Origin of the sequence: Mycolicibacterium confluentis (genome assembly GCF_010729895.1) — a bacterium.
Lineage (GTDB): Bacteria > Actinomycetota > Actinomycetes > Mycobacteriales > Mycobacteriaceae > Mycobacterium > Mycobacterium confluentis.
The window spans coordinates 5,123,102-5,137,874 of record NZ_AP022612.1 but is presented as its reverse complement, the minus strand read 5'-3'; the positions used below and the strand labels follow the sequence as shown (position 1 = coordinate 5,137,874).

17 protein-coding genes are annotated in these 14,773 nt (G+C 67.6%); 10 read left to right on the top strand and 7 right to left on the bottom strand.

The genetic code is table 11. The annotated features are described in order from the left end of the window. Nucleotides 1–91: 91 nt before the first annotated feature. Entirely contained in the window at nucleotides 92–1,141 is a 1,050-nt protein-coding gene (locus tag G6N34_RS24290; RefSeq protein ID WP_085152059.1) for an aliphatic sulfonate ABC transporter substrate-binding protein, read from the top strand. Nucleotides 1,142–1,195: 54 nt separating this feature from the next. On the opposite strand, the gene G6N34_RS24285 is transcribed toward G6N34_RS24290, so the two are convergent. Next, nucleotides 1,196–2,626 (bottom strand): glycoside hydrolase family 183 protein, encoded by a 1,431-nt coding sequence (locus G6N34_RS24285; protein ID WP_085152058.1) that lies wholly within the window; start codon nucleotides 2,624–2,626, stop codon nucleotides 1,196–1,198. A gap of 188 nt (nucleotides 2,627–2,814) precedes the next feature. Between G6N34_RS24285 and G6N34_RS24280 the strand changes: the two genes are divergently transcribed. The 4 genes from G6N34_RS24280 to G6N34_RS24265 all read left to right on the top strand — a co-directional run bounded on the left by G6N34_RS24280 (nucleotide 2,815) and on the right by G6N34_RS24265 (nucleotide 5,500). Continuing rightward, on the top strand, nucleotides 2,815–3,441 hold the full coding sequence (locus tag G6N34_RS24280; protein ID WP_085152057.1) for a biotin transporter BioY: 627 nt from the start codon (nucleotides 2,815–2,817) through the stop codon (nucleotides 3,439–3,441). Next, nucleotides 3,434–4,126, top strand: coding sequence for an energy-coupling factor ABC transporter ATP-binding protein (locus G6N34_RS24275; protein WP_085152221.1), 693 nt, complete (start codon nucleotides 3,434–3,436; stop codon nucleotides 4,124–4,126). Before G6N34_RS24280 ends, G6N34_RS24275 begins: the two co-directional genes overlap by 8 nt. Continuing rightward, complete coding sequence (locus tag G6N34_RS24270) at nucleotides 4,123–4,725, top strand: energy-coupling factor transporter transmembrane component T family protein (RefSeq protein WP_085152056.1); 603 nt, start codon at nucleotides 4,123–4,125, stop codon at nucleotides 4,723–4,725. Before G6N34_RS24275 ends, G6N34_RS24270 begins: the two co-directional genes overlap by 4 nt. Before the next feature lie 73 nt (nucleotides 4,726–4,798). Beyond that, the gene (locus G6N34_RS24265; RefSeq protein WP_109788499.1) at nucleotides 4,799–5,500 is read left to right on the top strand and encodes a cutinase family protein; all 702 of its coding nucleotides are present in this window, start codon (nucleotides 4,799–4,801) and stop codon (nucleotides 5,498–5,500) included. 6 nt (nucleotides 5,501–5,506) lie between these two features. On the opposite strand, the gene G6N34_RS24260 is transcribed toward G6N34_RS24265, so the two are convergent. Further along, complete coding sequence (locus G6N34_RS24260) at nucleotides 5,507–6,889, bottom strand: PucR family transcriptional regulator (protein ID WP_179965800.1); 1,383 nt, start codon at nucleotides 6,887–6,889, stop codon at nucleotides 5,507–5,509. Between the two features lie 170 nt (nucleotides 6,890–7,059). On the opposite strand from G6N34_RS24260, the gene G6N34_RS24255 reads away from it, so the two are divergent. The 5 genes from G6N34_RS24255 to G6N34_RS24235 are packed head-to-tail and all read left to right on the top strand — an operon-like array spanning nucleotide 7,060 to nucleotide 11,837. Next, a complete protein-coding gene (locus G6N34_RS24255; RefSeq protein ID WP_085152054.1) occupies nucleotides 7,060–8,526 on the top strand; it encodes an APC family permease in 1,467 nt (488 codons plus the stop codon). Next, nucleotides 8,523–9,221 carry an SDR family NAD(P)-dependent oxidoreductase gene (locus G6N34_RS24250; RefSeq protein WP_085152053.1) on the top strand — a complete coding sequence of 233 codons (699 nt, stop codon included), beginning with the start codon at nucleotides 8,523–8,525 and terminating at the stop codon, nucleotides 9,219–9,221. The genes G6N34_RS24255 and G6N34_RS24250 overlap by 4 nt, the downstream gene beginning before the upstream one ends. Then, nucleotides 9,218–9,982 carry an SDR family NAD(P)-dependent oxidoreductase gene (locus tag G6N34_RS24245; RefSeq protein ID WP_085152052.1) on the top strand — a complete coding sequence of 255 codons (765 nt, stop codon included), beginning with the start codon at nucleotides 9,218–9,220 and terminating at the stop codon, nucleotides 9,980–9,982. The genes G6N34_RS24250 and G6N34_RS24245 overlap by 4 nt, the downstream gene beginning before the upstream one ends. A gap of 8 nt (nucleotides 9,983–9,990) precedes the next feature. Beyond that, a complete protein-coding gene (speB, locus tag G6N34_RS24240) occupies nucleotides 9,991–10,962 on the top strand; it encodes an agmatinase (protein ID WP_163645492.1) in 972 nt (323 codons plus the stop codon). Further along, on the top strand, nucleotides 10,962–11,837 hold the full coding sequence (locus G6N34_RS24235; protein ID WP_085152051.1) for a polysaccharide deacetylase family protein: 876 nt from the start codon (nucleotides 10,962–10,964) through the stop codon (nucleotides 11,835–11,837). The genes speB and G6N34_RS24235 overlap by 1 nt, the downstream gene beginning before the upstream one ends. 1 nt (nucleotide 11,838) lies before the next feature. On the opposite strand, the gene G6N34_RS24230 is transcribed toward G6N34_RS24235, so the two are convergent. From G6N34_RS24230 to G6N34_RS24210, 5 genes are all read right to left on the bottom strand, one after another. Continuing rightward, on the bottom strand, nucleotides 11,839–12,663 hold the full coding sequence (locus G6N34_RS24230; protein ID WP_085152050.1) for an alpha/beta fold hydrolase: 825 nt from the start codon (nucleotides 12,661–12,663) through the stop codon (nucleotides 11,839–11,841). Between the two features lie 57 nt (nucleotides 12,664–12,720). Further along, complete coding sequence (locus G6N34_RS24225; protein WP_133057764.1) at nucleotides 12,721–12,915, bottom strand: hypothetical protein; 195 nt, start codon at nucleotides 12,913–12,915, stop codon at nucleotides 12,721–12,723. 176 nt (nucleotides 12,916–13,091) lie between these two features. Continuing rightward, nucleotides 13,092–13,910: a PaaI family thioesterase gene (locus G6N34_RS24220; RefSeq protein ID WP_308213177.1), complete on the bottom strand. Its 819-nt coding sequence runs from the start codon at nucleotides 13,908–13,910 to the stop codon at nucleotides 13,092–13,094. A gap of 42 nt (nucleotides 13,911–13,952) precedes the next feature. Continuing rightward, a complete protein-coding gene (locus tag G6N34_RS24215; RefSeq protein WP_085152049.1) occupies nucleotides 13,953–14,249 on the bottom strand; it encodes a cytochrome C oxidase subunit IV family protein in 297 nt (98 codons plus the stop codon). Nucleotide 14,250: 1 nt separating this feature from the next. After that, nucleotides 14,251–14,769, bottom strand: a complete 519-nt coding sequence (locus tag G6N34_RS24210; protein WP_179965851.1) for a cytochrome c oxidase subunit 3 — start codon at nucleotides 14,767–14,769, stop codon at nucleotides 14,251–14,253. Between the last annotated feature and the right edge of the window lie 4 nt (nucleotides 14,770–14,773).

Below are 14,773 nucleotides of genomic sequence, written 5' to 3'. Positions count from 1 at the left end.
CGGGCCCAGCACTGGTGATCACGGTTGCGCCCGAGTGCAGTCGTGTCCTGACTCGGGCCCGAGCCCCTCTCAAAGAACTCCAGGAGACCCCATGTTCAACAGGCATTTCAGAGCACTTGGCGTTGTCGGCATGCTCACCGCGGCCACGGTACTTCCGGCGTGCGACTCAGCGGACACGTCCTCCGCAGGCCCGCTGAGCACCTTCGCCGGCGCATCCACGGAAGACCACCCGGAGTGGAGCGAGTACACCTTCACCCTCGGCGACAACGGTGGCGACGGCAGCGAGGAGCTGGCGAAGGTCACCGGTGTCTTCGACAACGCGCCGTACAAGGTGAAGTTCGCCCGCTTCGACTTCGGGCCTCCGCTGGTGCAGGCTGCCGCGACCGGCGAGATCGATCTGGGCTATGTCGGTACGGTGCCCCCGATCAGCGGGGCAGCCACGCAGTACGGCTTCAAAATCGTTGCCACGCAACACGGCGCCGACCCCACCAGGGCGGCCGAGAACATCATCGTGCCGAAGGACTCGGCCATCCAGACCCTCTCGGACCTCAAGGGCAAGAAGCTCGCCATCCCGCAGGGAAGCTCGGCTCACGGTCTGGCGCTCTTGGCGGTCAAGAGCGTCGGCCTGACGCCTCAGGACGTCGAGTTCGTCTTCCTGGATCCTGCGGCGGGCGCGGCGGCGTTCAAGAACGGCAAGGTGGACGCCTGGTCCATCTGGAATCCGCAGTCGGCCATCGCAGTTCGTGATGGGGCACGCATCATCGCGAAGGGTCTCCCGCCGATCGATCAGGTCAACAACTACTACGTGGCCACCGACAAGTCGCTCAACGATCCGAAGCGGCGGGCTGCATTGGCGGATGTCCTGACCCGGATCTCGAAGCTGTTCGACTGGGCGCAGAAGAACCCCGAGGAGTACGCCAAGGCCATCGCCAAGGAGACCGGGGTTCCCATCGAGGACGCGCGCGCGACGGTCGAGGCCTACCCGTTCGCCGTCGGGCCGGTCACCTCTGAAGACGTCGCTGCCGAGCAGGCGCTCGCGGACGCGTTCTTCGAGGCCGGGGAGCTGCCCAAGAGCGTGGATGTCGCGGGCATCACCGACAACCTCCTGCCGGACGACTTCGACATCACCAAGCAGGGCTGAGCCCTGTGACCTGCGGAGTGTCACCGGCGCTCACCGCAGGTGAGACTCCGCAGGTCACGGCAACACGGTGCGCATCAGCATGACGTTGTACGCCGACCACAGGGACAGGTTGTAGTACAACTCCCTGCCCGTCGACCACGGATGCAGGTACGGCGCGTAGATGCCGCCCGGGATCTGCGATGACGGCACCAGCAGCATCTCGGGACTCCAGGGCCCCTGCGGCGCGGGCGCGGTCCGCATGACGACGTCGTTGTGCCCGTTCCCGTACAGCGCCAGGTACTGCTTGAGGTGCGTGTTGTACTGGGCGGACATCTCGCCGACCGGTCCTGGGATCACCGGTGTCGCGGCCGCGGGATTGCTCGGCACCCATGAGTTGCTGCCTGCGTTCCAGTACTCGTACTTGGTGAGGTCGGGCACGAAATTCGGTGGTACGCGGGCGATGTACGCCGAACCGCCACGTCCGTTCGGGGTTCCGAAGGAGTACAGGTAGGGGTCGCCGGGACCGGGCTTGAGGAACGCGCCCATCTGGAAGTTCTCGTTGCCGCCGCCCGGCGGGCGGATTGTGCCCGGGTAGACGCCCCAGTTCTCCCCGTTGTCCGAGGACACCGCGATGGCCGAGAAGTTCGTCGACCACGAACCGGGGCTGTCCCAATTCCGGATCGACATGAAGTTCATGAACTGGTTTCTGCCGACCGCGACACCCGCGGTGGGAATGATGCCGGTCTCCTGTGGGGCTCGGCCGATGGTGTTGACGATCTGCTTGGAGATCCCGGGACGCCAGACGGGCGAACCGGAGTACGGGTTGGCCACGACACCGTCCGGCACGGCGACGGTCTTGGCGAGCGCGCCGTCCTGGCTGCGGAACAGGACGTTGTACCGCCACTGCTTGCCCGGGATGCCGCAGTAGCCGTTGGTGTCTCCGAAGGCCATCAGGACCTGACGGTTGGCGGGATCACCGTTGTCCCACATGATTCCGAGGTCAGTGCCGGTGATGGCGAACCGTTTGATGGTCTCGTTGGGGCTGTCCGGGCCGGTGACCCAGCCGACTATCGACGTGCCCGGGGGTGCGGCGGGCACGGGCGCTGCCGCGGGCGCGGGGGCCGCCTGAACCGGCGCCTGGGCCGGAACCGGTTGGGCCTGCTGGTTGGCGCCCGGGTTGGGCACGGGCGCGACCGCGGCCTGCTTCTCGACCTGGGCCGACTGCGGGATCAGCGCCTTGAGGATCGCCAGCGGCAGTTGGCCGAGACGGGGCAGGGGGGCCTGGTCGTTGGCGCCGACGGGTTTGTGGCCGATAGGGCGGTTGAACGGTGCGAGCCGCGACGGGCTGGGGATCTGGACCGCCTGGTTCGGCAGTGGCTGCGCCGCGGCGGAGGCGCCCTCGCAGGGTTCGGCGTGCGCGGGAGGGGCAACGCCGGCGGCGACGCAGATGCAGATGGCGAAGGCCGATGCTGTCGACATCGGGGTGGTGCGCAGGCGCGGCGACATGTCACCACCTCTCGGAACAGGACGCGGCGATGACGTCGGCAGTAGGCTGATGTGACGCTAGTGACTGAAGCGATCACTGTGATCTGTGATGCGCGATGGGTACCGACCCGTGATCGTGTCGAGATGCGACTTGTGGGGCGTCACCGGCGCGCACCGCCGGTGAAACTCCACAAATCGCGGGGGCGATAATGGTCGACGTGGCGTCGGCTGAGCAGACCGGACGGTCGAGGCTGACCGTGACCCCCGGGGATATGACCCAGGCCGCCGTCTTCGCCGCCCTGATCGCCGCCCTCGGCCTGCCGGGCACGTTCACGATCGGCCCCAGCGGCGTGCCGATCACCCTGCAGACCCTCGGCGTGATGCTCGCCGGATCGATTCTCGGCCCCCGCAAGGGCGCACTCGCGGTGGGGTTGTTCGCGATCCTGGCGATCGCCGGTCTGCCGATCCTCGCCGGCGCGCGGTCCGGACTGGTCGCGCTGGCGTCGCCGACGGCGGGATTCTTCGTGGGATGGCTGCCCGCCGTCATCGTGATCGGCGCCCTCACCGCCGTGATGATGCCGCGATACCGGGTGTTGTGGGGAATCGTGATCAACGTCGTCGGCGGCATGGCGGTGATCTACGCGTTCGGAACGGCGGGCCTGATGCTGCGCACCGACCTGTCATGGTGGGCCGCGTTGTCGACCAACGGCATCTACCTGCCCGGCGACGTGGCCAAGGCGGTCGTCACCGCGGCGGTCGCCGCCCAGGTACACCGCGCCCGCCCGGGTCTGATCGCGCCGTGGCGGAAGCGCCGCGCCGGTGTCCCCGATGCCTGACCCCGGCCGTGGCATCGTCTTCGACCGGGTGTCCCACGCCTACGGCGAACGCGCTGTGCTGCGGGATCTTTCACTCACCCTGGCCGAACGGCGCATCGGTGTGGTCGGCCCCAACGGGGGCGGCAAGTCGACGCTGGCCCGGATGATCAACGCCCTCGTCGTCCCCGACAGCGGCACGGTGCGGGTCGGCGAGCTTGACACCCGGAGATCCGCGCGGAAGGTTCGCCGCGAGGTCGGCTTCGTCTTCACCGACCCCGACCGGCAGATCCTCATGCCGACCGTCGCCGAGGACATCGAACTGTCGCTGTCGCGGCAGTCTCTGAGCCGGCAGGAGCGCGCCGACCGCGTCCGGCAGGTGCTCGAACGGTTCGGGCTGGCAGGTCACGCTGACCATCCGGCGCATCTGCTGTCGGGTGGTCAGAAGCAGTTGCTCGCACTGGCCGCCGTCCTGGTCACCGAACCGCGCATCGTGGTCGCCGACGAACCGACGACGCTGCTCGACCTGCGCAACGCCCGAATGATGCGTGACGCCTTCGCGACGCTCGACGTGCAGCTCATCGTGGTCACACACGACCTGGAGTTGGTCGACGATTTCGACCGCGTGATCGTCCTGGACGACGGGCGGGTCCGCGCCGACGATGTGCCCGCGGTGGCCCTGTCCGCCTACCGGGAGTCGATGACATGACGACGCTGGGGCTGTATCAACCGGGCACGTCGGTCCTGCACCGCCTGCCGGCCGGTCTCAAACTGCTGGCACTCGGCGCGCTGATCGTGGGGATGTCCGTCTTGGTCGACTCGCCGGCACGACTCGTTGTCGCGGCTGCGGGCGTGGCCGTGATCGTGGTGCTCGCCCGTTTCAGTGCTCGCGCCGTGTTCGCGCAACTGCGGCCGGTGCTGTGGGTCGTGGTCTTCATCTTCGCCTTCCAGGTCCTGCTCACCGACTGGCGCCGCGCGCTGGTGGTGTGCGGAATCCTGCTGCTGTCAGTGCTTTTGGCGATGGTTGTCACGATGAGCACGCGCACCACCGACATGCTGGCCGCCCTGACCGCGGGTATGCGGCCACTGGGCAGGGTCGGCCTGCCGGTCGACCGCGTGGCGTTGGCGTTGGCCCTGGCGCTGCGGTCGATCCCATTGATGGTCGAGACCGTGCGTCAGGTCGACGAGGCGCGCCGGGCGCGGGGTCTGCGGTTCTCGCCGAGGACGGCCGTCGCGCCCGTGGTGGTCTCCGCGCTGCGGAGCGCCGACGGTTTCGCCGAGGCACTGGTCGCCCGCGGCCTCGACTGACTTTTCATCGTTTCGGCCCGCCGCGCCCGGGGGTACCTGGAAAGCACGTGAGCCGGACGGGGAGGAGATGGCCATGCGCAGTCGGAGGATTCTGCAGGCAATGGGCGCGGTGGTGATCGCGGCAGGTGGCCTGCTGGTGGGCGCGGGCGGTCCGGCCGCCTCCGCCGAACCCTGCCCGGACGCCGAGGTGGTGTTCGCCCGCGGCACGGCCGAACCCCCGGGCGTCGGCGGAGTGGGGCAGGCATTCGTCGACTCCGTCCGCGCCCAGGCCGGCGGAAAGAATGTGGCGGTCTACCCCGTGAACTACGCCGCCAGCGGCAACTTCAACGACCGCATGGAGATCGCCCGCACCGTGGTTGACGGGATTCGCGACGAGCGCGACCGCGTCCAGTTCATGGCCACGACCTGCCCGGACACCAAACTGATCCTGGGCGGTTACTCGCAGGGCGCGGCGCTCACCGGATTCGTCACCTCGGCGGCGGTCCCGGCGGGTGTTCCGGCCGCGCTCGTCCCGGCGCCGTTGACCGCTGACCTGGCCGCTCACGTGGCGGCGGTGGTCCTGTTCGGCCAGCCGTCGGGGGCGTTCCTGCAGCACTACGACGTCCCCGCGCTGGAGATCGGTCCCCTGTTCGCCGATAAGACGCTGAGCCTATGTGCCCCCGGCGACTCGGTCTGTGAAACGGTCCCGGTCGGCGGGCCGTCGCTGGCCCACGCGCTGTACCCGATGAACGGCATGGTCGGGCAGGGCGCGGCATTCGCCGTCAACCGGATCTGACCCGAGTCAGGTCCGGTCTTCGCGGCGCGCGGTGTGCAGTCCGATGGCGAACGCCGCCTGGTCCGCGTGCTTGAACGGATCCCTGCCGGTGAGTTCGTGTATCCGGCCCAGCCGGTGTCGCACAGTGTTGATGTGCAGGTACAACTGGCGGGCGGTCTCGCTCAGCGACCCGTCCGCGGCCAGGAAGGTCCGCAGAGTGCGCACGTGCTGAGTGCCGCGCCTTCGGTCCATCTGCGCCAGCGGATCGATCAACTGCTGACGGAACGGGGCCAACTGGGCCAGCGGCAGTTGCTCGAGGAGGCTGTCCAGACTGCTCAACTGTCCCGGGCCGACGCGGTGGCCACGGCGCTGCGCCAGATCCAACGCGATGCGAGCCTGGCCGATCGCCGAACCGACCTCGATCAGAGGCACCGGCGCTGAGTGTCCCGACGGCAGGGACAGGTCGTCGACCACCTCCAAGAGGTCGGTGCTCAGCATCAGACACAGGTCCGGGGCGTCTCCGACGAGCGCCTCGGGGAACGCCATGGACAGCAGGGCGCCCGCACCGGCCGGCCACGCCGAGCAGATGAGCGTCTCCGCGGTGAACCCCGGCCACGCCAACAGTTGCCCGAGCGCATCGGGCAGCAACATGCGCCGCTCCACCAGGGACAGCAGCTGGCCGACCCGTTCTCGGGTCAGGGCGGCCTCGACGTCCTGCTGCCCCTGGGTCGCGCGAACGAATCGCGCGATCAGGTCGAGAAGGCCTGGTTCTGGACGCTCCCCGAGTCCGATCCACCCCAGCGTGCCCACCCCGGGCACCTCGACCGAGGCCATCGCCTCCCCGCCGTCGTGGGCGCCGGCCGGGGTCAGGACGAAGGAGCACTCCAGCATCCGGCCTGCGGTGTCCAGCAGCTCGCGAGTGGATTCATGCCGCCGCAGCGAAGAGAGAAGTTCGGGCACAAGAGCATTGGTCGCGCGTGCCACCGCGATCTCGACGTCGAGGCCGTACTCCGCGACAAACCGGCTGACCCGACTGAACGGCACATCCGGTGACGCGACGAGCACGGGAAGGCCGTGCACCCGACACTGCGCGAGCAGTGCCGAGGGAACCACATCATGGCCGTCTCCGACACCGAAGCAGATGCCCGCAGCGTTGGACTTGGCCAATGAATCGGCGAACGTCAGACAGTCCTCGGGCGACTGCAGGCTGATCCCGACGGTGCACACCAACTCGCCGCCACGCAGATAGCGCGATGGATCCCGCAGTTCGGTGGTGTGCGCCCAGCTGATCGTCCGGTCCAGATCCTGCGCCGGGCCCGCGGGCGCCACCAGCCCCACCCCAGGGGCGTCGAGCAGGTCGCGCAGTGTGGGCGCGGCCGAATCCGTCCCCCTCTGCAACGGCGAAACCATTGTCCGAGCGTAACGCCAACGTCACATAAGGGGACGGTAACGTTGTGCAATCCTCCAATGCGAGGATCTGCGCCGGTGCGATGGATGCGTGTTCAGCATTCCGGCTGGCATATGCGCTGACCTCGCGTGATAGTTCCTGCCAACAACGCACCGAACAGTGGGAGCAACACATGTCGACATCGGTCGGGTCCGACGAGCAGCCTCAGGTGCTGCGCCGGGAATTCTCGTTATGGTCGGCCTTCGCGTTCGCCTTCGCCTTCATCTCGCCGATCGTGGCGCTCTACGGCATCTTCGGCCTCGCGCTGTCCGCCGCGGGCCCCAGCTTCTGGTGGGGCTTCCTGCTGGTGTTCGGCGGGCAGTTCCTGGTGGCGCTGGTGTTCGCGACCCTGGTGTCGCGCTGGCCCTTGGAGGGCTCGATCTACCAGTGGTCCCGTCGCCTGCTCGGGACGACGTACGGGTGGTTCGCGGGCTGGGTCTACATGTGGACGCTGGTGATCGCGATGGCGACCGTGGCGCTCGGTTCGGCGGGCTTCATCGCCAACATCGTCGGGTTGGAAGAGCCCTCGGGTGGGACGCTGGCGCTGATCGCGCTGGTGATCCTCCTGGCCGGCACCGCGGTCAACCTCGTCGGTCGGGGAGCATTGAAGATGTTCATGATCGGCAGCATCATCGCCGAGGTCATCGGTTCGGTGGTGCTGGGCACCTGGCTGCTGCTCTTCCATCGGCAGAACTCGCTGTCGGTGCTGTTCGAGGGCGGTGGGCCCGACGTCGACTTCCTGGCCTATCTGACCGGCCCGTTCATGCTCGCGGTGGCGTTCATCGGTTGGTCCTTCGTGGGCTTTGAGAGCGCCGGATCGATCGCCGAAGAGGTCCACGAACCTCGCAGGCAACTGCCGAAGGCCGTGCTGTTCTCGCTGGGCTTCATCGCGCTGGTCGTGGCCTACTCCAGCCTGGCGATCATCCTGGCGATCCCCGACCTCGACGCCGTTGCCGAGGGCGCGGTGAGCGACCCGGTGTACGACACCCTGACCGCCACGCTGGGTGCGGGCATCGCCAAACCCGTGCAGGTGCTGTTCGTCATCGGCTTCCTGGCCAGCTTCCTGGCCCTGCAGACCTCGGCCTCCCGCGTCATCTGGGCCTACGCCCGCGACGGCGCGCTGCCCGCGGCGGACACGTTGGTCCGTCTGCGCGGTGCGGCCCGTATCCCGACGGTCGCCATCCTGGTCACCACGGTGGTCGGCGCCGGCCTGTTCCTGCTGAGCATCGTCGCAGGCGACATCTACTCGCTGATGGTCAACTTCACCGCGGGCGGCTTCTACCTCGCTTTCCTGTTCCCGCTCGTCGGATTCCTGGCGGTGCTGCTGCGTCGCGGATGGCGCCCCGGCAACTTCTCCCTGGGCCGTGTGACGCTGCCGGTGGCGGTCGTCGCCGTGGTGTGGGCTGCGCTGCAGTTCCTCAACATCGCCTGGCCGCGGGTGGCTTTTGAGCAGCGCTGGTTGGACTGGTCGGTGTGGATCGGCGTCGTGGCGCTGGGTGCGATCGGCGCAGTGCTCTTCGCCTCGGTGCGCTCACGGATCACGGGCACCGCGGTGGTCGACGACGCCGAGGCCCGTGACGAATTGGCCGATCAACCGTGAGTGAGAAACCCGTCGCGCTGGTCACCGGTGGAGCGAGCGGCATCGGAGCCGCCGTCGTCACCGCTTTGACCGGACGTGGTTTCGCCGTGGGCTGCCTGGACCTCGTCGGCGCGGTACCACAGGCTGAACACACTGTGGCCGTGGATGTTTCGGACGGCGCGGCTGTGGCATCCGCGGTGGCCGAGATTCGGGGGAAGCTCGGGCCCGTGCACGCGGTGGTGACGTCGGCGGGCCACTACGAGATGGCCCCGGTGACGGACATCAGCGTGCAGGCGTGGCAGCGGATGCTGCGGGTGCACCTCGGTGGTCTGGTGAATGTCGCTCGGGCGACGCTGCCGGACCTGATTGAGCACCGCGGCGCCCTGGTCGCGGTGGCCAGTGAACTGGCCGTCGGCGGGGGCGACGGTGACGCGCACTACGCGGCGGCCAAGGGTGCGATCCTCGGGGTCGTCCGCAGCCTGGCTGCCGAGGTGGCTCCTCACGGTGTGCGGATCAACGCGGTGGCGCCGGGGCCCACGGACACTCCACTGCTGGCCGACGATTCACCTTGGCGCGCAGCGGAATACCTCGACACGTTGCCGCTGCGGCGGTTGACCGCTCCGCACGAGGTGGCTCGGTGCGTCGAATATCTGGTCTGCGATGCGACGTCCAGCGTCGGCGACGTGGTCAACGTGAACTCCGGAGCAGTGATATGAGCACGAACCTGCAGGGCCGAGTCGCTCTGGTCAGCGGCGCCGCCCAGGGGATGGGTGCCGCGCATGCTCGTCGCCTCGCGGCCGCCGGTGCCACGGTGGCCGTCAACGACATCCGCGACAGCCCACAACTGGCGGCGCTGGCAGCGGAGATCGGCGGACTGGCCGTTGCCGGAGATGTGTCCGACGCCGACGAATGTGCGCGAATCGCAGCCCATGTCGCGCAGTCCGCGGGCCGCTTCGACATCCTGGTGGCCAACCACGCCTACATGACCATGGCACCCCTTCTGGATCACGCGGACGACGACTGGTGGAAGGTCGTCGACACCAACCTCGGCGGCACGTTCTTTCTGGTGCAGGCGGTGCTGCCGTACATGCGGGCGCTGGGCGCCGGTCGCATCGTGGTGATCTCCAGTGAATGGGGTGTCACGGGCTGGCCCGAGGCCACGGCCTACGCCGCGGCCAAATCGGGGCTGATCTCGCTGGTGAAGACGCTGGGCCGGGAACTGGCACCGGAGCACATCATCGTCAATGCGGTGGCTCCCGGAGTCACCGACACCCCGCAACTTCTGATCGATGCTGATGCCGCGGGTGTCGACCTCGCCGTGATGCAACAGCGGTATGCAGCTTCGATCCCCTTGGGCCGCATCGGGTCTCCCGACGAAGCCGCGGCCGCGGTCGAACTGCTGTCCGACTTCGACCTGGAGTCTGTGGTCGGCCAAGTGATCTCGTGCAACGGCGGCTCGACACGGTCGAGAGCCTGACGGAAGGAATGACAGTGCACAGCCAACCGTATGTGGAGACGGCGCCCGGGGTCTGGGGACAGGTCGACGCGCAGTCAGTGCCGCGCTATGCGGGGCTGGGAACTTTCGCGCGACTGCCGCAGCGCCATGAGGTGACCGACTACGACATCGCCGTCGTGGGGGTGCCCTTCGACTCCGGGGTGACCTATCGTCCCGGCGCGCGTTTCGGCCCCGCCGCGATCCGCCAGGCGTCGCGTCTGCTCAAGCCGTACCACCCGGCCCTCGACGTGACCCCCTTCGCCTCCGCCCAGGTGGTCGACGCCGGCGACATCGCGGCCAACCCCTTCGACATCGGTACCGCGGTCGACGAGATCCGTGATGGGGTACGGGGTCTGATCACCCGGCCCGAGCAGCGAATCGTGATGCTCGGCGGCGACCACACCATCGCGCTGCCTGCGCTGCAGGCCGTCAACGAGGTGCACGGCCCAGTCGCACTGGTGCACTTCGATGCGCACCTGGACACGTGGGACACCTACTTCGGCGCGCCCTGCACCCACGGCACACCGTTTCGTCGCGCCTCGGAGCAGGGACTGCTGGTCAAGGGCAGGTCCGCGCACGTCGGCATCAGGGGTTCGCTCTATGACCGGGCGGACCTCCTGCAGGACGCGGGCCTCGGTTTCACAGTGGTGCACTGCCGCGACATCGACCGCATCGGCATCGACGGGGTGATCGACCGAGTGCTGGAGCGAGTCGGCGATCACCCCGTCTACGTCTCCATCGACATCGACGTCCTGGACCCCGCGTTCGCGCCCGGAACGGGCACGCCCGAGATCGGCGGCATGACGAGCCGGGAATTGATTGCGGTGCTGCGCGCCATGCGCACGTTGAACATCGTCGGCGCCGATGTCGTCGAAGTGGCACCGGCCTACGACCACGCCGAAGTCACGGCCGTCGCCGCGGCCAACGTCGCCTACGAGCTCATCAGCATTATGGTCGGCTGATGAACCAGATCCGTTGGCCGGACGGTAAAACCGCCGCCGCGGCGTTCACCTTCGATGTGGATGCCGAGTCGGCGGTACTTTGGGGACCGCAGGGAACCCTAGAATCCGTCGGCGCACGGATGAGCGTCATGAGCCACCAGGCGTACGGCCCCCTGGTGGGCATCCCGCGGATCCTGGACCTGCTTGAGCGTCATCAGATTCCCTCGACGTTCTTCGTCCCGGGCCACACCGCGGACCGCTATCCGGAGGCGATCCGCAGCATCGTCGCGGCGGGCCATGAGATCGCGCACCACGGGTACCTGCACGAGCAGCCGACAGCGCTGACGCTCGAGGAGGAGATCACCGCGATCGACAAGGGGCTGGAGGCCCTGGCTGAGGTGGCCGGGGTGCGGCCCAGCGGATACCGCGCGCCGATGTGGGACCTGTCGTGGCGCACCCCGGCACTGCTGGCCGAACGGGGTTTCCTCTACGACTCCAGCCTGATGGACGCCGACCACCCCTATGAACTGGCCGTCACTCCGGGTGCCGCCGAGTCTCTGGTCGAGATCCCCATCCAGTGGGCGCTCGACGACTGGGAGCAGTACTGCTACCTGCCTGACATCTCCGGCAGCGGGCTGATCGAGACTCCCCGCAAGGCCCGCGAACTGTGGCAGGTGGAGTTCGACGGTCTGCGCCGGGTCGGTGGGTGCTGGGTGCTGACCAACCATCCGTTCCTGACCGGCCGGCCTTCGCGTGCCGCCGAACTCGACGACCTCATGCGCTACGTCCTCGATCACGATGACGTGTGGGTCACCAACCTCGGCACGATCGCCGAACACATTCGTACGCTGGGTCTTTCGCCCCGGTCCATCACCCCGCCCGATGTGCCACGCTGAATCACGACACCGACTCTGCGGCCTGCTCGATCACCGCGGTGACCGCATCGGGGTGCGAGATGAGCGTCAGATGTGAACCGCCGTCGAACATTGTGACGTGGGAGTGGGCCCTGTTCGCCATGGCCTCCTCGGAGGCCGGTGTGATGATCTGATCCCCGCTGCTGATGAAGTACCACGACGGGATCGTCTTCCACGCAGCGTATTTCGACGGCGTGTCGAAGGCGGCCGTGGACGCGGTGCGCTGGGTGGCCCACAGTCGGGTTGCGACGTCGGTGGGTAGGTCATTGGCGAAGTGCTGCAGGAAGATGTCCTTCTTCAGGTACAGATCCATCGCACCCGCAGGGGCACCGGGATAGGGGAGCTTGTCGAACAGTTCGGTCTCGGGCCTCTGCTTGAGCACCGAATCCGCGCCGCTCAGTGAACCGTTGGTCTCACCCACGTCGGGAGCCGCGGCGTCGACGTAGACCAGCGCCTTGACGTTCGGTTCTGTTGCAGCGGCGTTGGTGATCACCGATCCGCCGTAGGAGTGCCCGACCAGCACGACGGGCCCGGTCACCGTCTTCAGGAATGATGCGACGTACTGCGAGTCGGTGGTGAGGTTCTCCAACGGGTTGGCGATCGCGCGCACGTCGTAACCCTGATGCTGCAGCGCGGAGACTTCACCGTCCCAACTGGAGGTATCGGCCCAGGCGCCGTGCACCAGCACGATCGTCGGCCGCAGCGGTGGGGCGGCCGATGCGGTGCCTGCGGTCAGCAGGGTGCCGGCGGCGACGACAGCGCTCGCCAGGGCGCTGGTGCACAGTGTCTTGAGATGGCGTCTGGTCATGACGGATACGTTCGTCGATTGCACGGACGCAGTCATCGATGCTGACGGCCAACCTCGCTACCGGCCAGCTTCAATCGGCTCGGTCAGGTCCGCGCCAACGCAGACCTCCAATGCGATCGCGATGTGGACGCCGTGCCCTCCAGCGGTGCGGCGGATGAAGACCTCAGCACGTGCGGGGTCGTGGGTCATCAGGGCCACCAGTTCAACCTCGTCGAACGTGGACACCCGCTGTGGCGAGTGCAGTCGACCCACGTACGGGTGCTCGCGATGTCGGTGTGCGCACGATCCTCTCGACCTACCAGATGATGACGACATCGAGCCCGGATGAGCCCCCACGTTCCGCGGTGTGGCCTACGAGCCGAGCAAGGGGGGCGTGGTGCGGGTGTCGCCGCGCGAACCGTCCGATCGTGCGGCACGCGAATCTGTGCTCAGCAGTACGCGGTGAGGCGTGCCGTCAACGCCACAGAACCGTCGGCGCTGATCGCCTCGGCATCCGCCACGCCACTGCGGCGGCCCGCACGTACCAGCGTGCCCACGTAGCGGGAGTCGTCGCCGCATTTCAGCTGCCGGATGAAGTTCACCCGAAGCGAGGCTGTCGTGAGGGGTTGTTCGCGGTTGGTGTTCAACGCCGCTGACGCCACCAGTTCCAGCCCCGTGGACGCCACCCCGCCATGCACCACGCCCATGTCGTTGTTGAGCGCGGAGTTCGGCGCCTGATGGAGCACCGCCCGTTCACCAGCGACGCCGCGTACGGTCATGATCTCGCTGATGTCGGTCGGCCTGGGGCGATCGTCGACGGCTCGTTCGGCGTGGGGATCGTCGAACACCTCTGGGCGGGCGATGTGCACCGACCGGACCGATCCGGAACCGATGACGGTGCCGCCGTGCGTGAGTTCGCAGACCCCCAACGAGCTGGCGCCCTTGGCGCCGAATGGATGTGCCGTGCCGAGCACCGGCACATCCGGCGCGGCGGTGATGATCGCGTGAGCATCCGCCGTGAGTTCCATCGCGAGTTCGCTCGACACCGTCCATTCGTTCGGCGCCCGTCGGTGGTGGTTCACCATCCCGGCGACATAGTCGACGAGAACCGCCAGGGGTCCCAGCGTGGGTCGACCGGTCAGCGGGTTCGTCAGGCCGGCCATGGGCATCAATGCCATGAAGGGGTCGGGACTGTCCACCAGGGTCTCGACGCCGAAGCGCCCCAGCGGTGTGTTCACCGGGTGGACCTTGGCGGTCGGCATGGCCATCCGGCCACTTTACAAAATCAGATCACGGTGTCAGGGCAGCCCTCAGACGAGGTAGATCACGAAGACCGCGACCACCAACGTCGCCAACCAGGCATCGGTCGCCAGTTTGAGCCACTTGGGTGCGGTGCGCACCTCCATGAAGTGACGGATGATCAGGCGGCCCTTGATGAACGCGAGAGCCAGGACCAGAGCTGTGATCGGTGTGCTGGCCTGCACCGTGCCCTCTGCGTTGGCGGGGGCCAGCCACCACGAACCCACCGTGATCACTGTGAGAGCCAGCCACACCCAGGTCATGGTCCGCGCGGAGTCCGGACGGACAGGAGTTGTCGTGTCGGTCATGTCACCTCATCACATACAGCAGGGCGAAGATCAGCACCCAGAGCAGATCGACCATGTGCCAGTAGATTGCGCCGGACTCCACCATGGATGCTCGACGGCGCGAGGGGTTGTGGAGTTCACGCACCAGGGCACCCAGCACGATGAGCCCGATCAACACATGCACCAGATGCACGCCGGTGATCACGTAGTAGAACGAGTAGAACGTCTCGGCGTTGGTGTGGCCGGCAGCGATCTTGGCGTACCACTCGTAGCCCTTGACGATCATGAACAGCAGGCCGAGGAACCCTCCGGCGTAGATCAACCGCACCGCCTGCGCGTGTTGGCCGCCGCGGGTCGCGAGTACGGCCCGGGCGACGAACCATGAACTGGTCAGCAGGATCACGGTGTTGAGCACGCCGAGGTTGATCGCGAGATGCTGCTGCGCCTGCAGGAATTCGCCGGGATTCATCGCGCGGTAGATCATGAAGACGACGAAGTACCCGGCGAAGATGATCAGGTCACCGAGGACCATCACCCACATGTCT